Annotated in this window: 4 protein-coding genes and 1 pseudogene; all 5 read right to left on the bottom strand. The window is 66.5% G+C overall.

Translation table 11 applies throughout. The features are described from left to right. Positions 1 to 269 (bottom strand): annotated as a pseudogene (locus SY1_RS09060) (nicotinate phosphoribosyltransferase); the annotation flags it as partial. Between the two features lie 55 nt (positions 270 to 324). Further along, positions 325 to 543, bottom strand: a complete 219-nt coding sequence (secG, locus tag SY1_RS09055; RefSeq protein ID WP_208873533.1) for a preprotein translocase subunit SecG — start codon at positions 541 to 543, stop codon at positions 325 to 327. Between the two features lie 134 nt (positions 544 to 677). After that, positions 678 to 1259 carry a non-canonical purine NTP pyrophosphatase gene (locus SY1_RS09050; protein ID WP_015556841.1) on the bottom strand — a complete coding sequence of 194 codons (582 nt, stop codon included), beginning with the start codon at positions 1257 to 1259 and terminating at the stop codon, positions 678 to 680. A gap of 5 nt (positions 1260 to 1264) precedes the next feature. Then, a complete protein-coding gene (locus tag SY1_RS09045; protein ID WP_015556840.1) occupies positions 1265 to 1975 on the bottom strand; it encodes a GerMN domain-containing protein in 711 nt (236 codons plus the stop codon). 81 nt (positions 1976 to 2056) lie between these two features. Then, positions 2057 to 3010 (bottom strand): N-acetylmuramoyl-L-alanine amidase family protein (locus SY1_RS09040; RefSeq protein ID WP_208873532.1); only part of this gene is annotated, 954 nt, incomplete at its 5' end.

The raw sequence follows: 3010 nt of genomic DNA, 5'->3' as shown, positions 1-3010 counted from the left end.
CGCTCCCCCTCCGGGAGGGCCTCCACCTCGACGGGAAGGCCGCGCAGGAGCTCCATCAGCTCGTCCAGTCCGGCGAAGAGGCCGTGGGTGCGCGTGAAGATCTCCGCCGCGACAGGCGTGTCCAGACAGCCCAGCGACGCCAGGATATCCCGCGTGTTGACGAAGTAAACGTCCGTTGTCGCGCCAGAGCGGATCTCCTCGTGGGTCGCGCTCAGGAACCGCCCCTTTTCAACCTTGAAGTCCGCCACGTCCTTCAGGGACCCCAGCATCTGCACCGCCCCTCTCTGAATCGTCCATTCCAGCCTTCGCCGGCGGCGGCCCGCGCTACAGGACCGCCAGGAGGAGCGAGGTGAGCATGAAGACCCCCGCCAGGCCGATCGTGAGCTTCGTCAGGCCGGTGAATCGCTGCCACTGCCCCGTATCCGCCTGAGTGCCTCCGCCAAACACGCCGGTGAAACCGCCCTGTTTGCGCTGCTGCGCCAGGACCGCGATCATCATCAGGATCGCGACAACAACGTGTACGATTGACAGCAAAGTACGCAAAGAAATTCCTCCCAATATTCGCCGTTCTGATTCGTCCTCCCCGCAGCCCATGGCTTCAGGGAAAATCCACATTTTTATTCTACCACACAAAGCCCACGGCGCCGCGGGCGCACGCCCCGTATTTTGCCTGAGCCTCACTGCATCAGGATCTCCAGGAGGTTCCTCAGCGCGGCGGCACGGTGGGAGATGGCGTTCTTCATCCTCGGGGGGATGGCGGCAAAGGAGGCGCTCATGCCGTCGGGGAGAAAGAGGGGGTCGTAGCCGAAGCCCCCCTTCCCCTCCGGCGCCGTCGCGATGCGCCCGAGGCACTCGCCCTCGGAGATCAGCGTCCAGCGATCGGGGATGGCCAGGGCGAGGGCCGCCACGAACCGGGCCCGCCGGTCGAGACGCCCCTCGAGGCGCGACAGGAGCCAGTCGTTTCGCGCCTGGTCCGGACCGGGGACGATTCGGGCGGAGAGCACCCCCGGCGCCCCTCCCAGGATATCCACCTCAAGCCCGCTGTCGTCCGCAAGGCTCGGCAGCCCGGTGGCCCAGGCCCAGGCCTGGGCCTTCAGGCGCGCGTTTTCGGCATAGCAGGTCCCCGTCTCCTCCACCTCGATCTGCGCCATCTTCGGCGCAAAGATCAGCTCCCCCACCACCTCCCTGGGCAGCATGGCCGCGAACTCGCGATACTTTCCCCGGCTGCCCGTGGCCAGGACCAGGCGTTCGACGAACATGACCGTCAGGAGCGGGAGGGCATCTTCCAGACCACCGTCAAATCCACGGGGCCTCCGGGATTTGGGGACCTGGAGTCGATGAGGAAACGGACCTGGACGACGGGCTCGAAGTTCTCCTCCATGGTGCGCACGATGGCCGTGAGCAAGAGGAGGCTCTCGCGCTGCCCCATGGAGGCGAGAGCCGACACGAAGGCGGACGAGAGGTCCAGGTAGGCGGTCTCCGCGCTGCGGAAGACGTGCAGGACGGAAACCTTGTCCGCGCCCGGCACCCCGCTCAGAGCGAGGACCGACTTCACCGCCTCCGCCATGTTGTCCTCCTTGAGCCGGGAGACGAAGCTCTTCCGCACGGGCTCCGCGATCCTTCCGTCCTTCACGGAATAGAGCTTCAGCGATACCTGCTGGACGTTTCCGCTCCGGGCGGCGGCGGCTTCCCTGTCCCGCTCGACGGCCGCGTTCAGCTTCGCCAGATCGCTCTGGTTCTCGACGCGGTTCTCAGGCTTCAGCAGGAGCTTCTCATTCAGGGCGTCCATCACCCAGGACGTGCCGAGGTAACCCGCCACAAAACAGAGGAGGATAACGCCCAGCCAGGAGAGAACCCGCAGCATGAGAGGGGCGTCCTTCCGCCTCTGGGTGGGGCGCTGGTCCCTGCGGGGGCGTTTCGGCCTCCTTCCGATCTCATCCTCGTACTCATCCCGATAGGGGCTTCGGCGTACCATCTCTCGATCCTCTCCCTCACATGATTCGTTGAAAACGTCCCGGCGCGGTCGGGGCGGCCCGCCCCAGTCCCCCTTCAAGTCTTAATTCAGGTACTTTGCGACCCCGGCAGCCATCGCTTCGGCGATGCGGGCCTGGTAGCCCGGATGAGCCAGGAGCTTGGCCTCCGTCGCGTTCGTCACGAAGCCCGTCTCCAGGAGGACGGCCGGCATCCCGGCCCCCCTCAGCACGAAGAAGGGCGCCTGGGCGACCCGCTTCATGGGGATTCCGTCTCCCTTTCCGGCCGCAAACAGTGCTTCGGCAAGCCCCGTGCTCTCGCTGATCTTGTTGTTCTGCTGCATGTCGCCCAGGATCTGAAGCAGGACCTCCGTCCGGCGGTCCGACGCCTGGCCGGCGTGGCTCTCCTCCGCCAGCTCCCGATTCTCGATCCTGGCCAGGGTCAGGGCGTCCTTGTCCGTCGGCAGGGCCATGAGGTAGATCTCAAAGCCCGACGTGCGCTTCACCGAGGGCAGCGCGTTGGCGTGAACGCTGACGAAGACGTCCGCCTGCTCCTTGTTGGCGATATCCGTCCGCTCCTGCAGCGTCAGGTAGACGTCCGTCCGGCGCGTCATCACGACGTCGATGCCGCGCGCGTTCAACGCCTTCTCGAGGGCCAGGCCGATCGCGAGGTTGATGTCCTTCTCCCTCACGCCGTTGGCGCTGGCACCCGGGTCCTTACCGCCGTGGCCGGGGTCCACCACCGCCAGCTTCCGCCCCCCCTGCCGCCCTCGTGCGGGGCCCTTCGGAGGGGCCTGGGGGACCGGCTTCCTCTCCTGAGGCGCCGTGATCGTCGTCTCGACCTCCACCGCAGGAGCGGGCGCCGGACGCGGCACCTCCTGAATGCGCGTCTCAGGGGAAAAGAAGAGGTCGAAGACGATCCGGCGGGGGGCGTCCAGCACCATCTTCTCCACCCGAAGGCTGTCGGAGGTGAACGTCAGCTCTGCGCCCCCCTCGCCCTTCTTCAGCTCCGCCTCCACGTTCCTGTAGGGGGACGGAAG

It is taken from the genome of Fretibacterium fastidiosum, from assembly GCF_000210715.1.
Lineage (GTDB): Bacteria > Synergistota > Synergistia > Synergistales > Aminobacteriaceae > Fretibacterium > Fretibacterium fastidiosum.
This window is presented reverse-complemented; position numbering and strand designations above follow the sequence as displayed.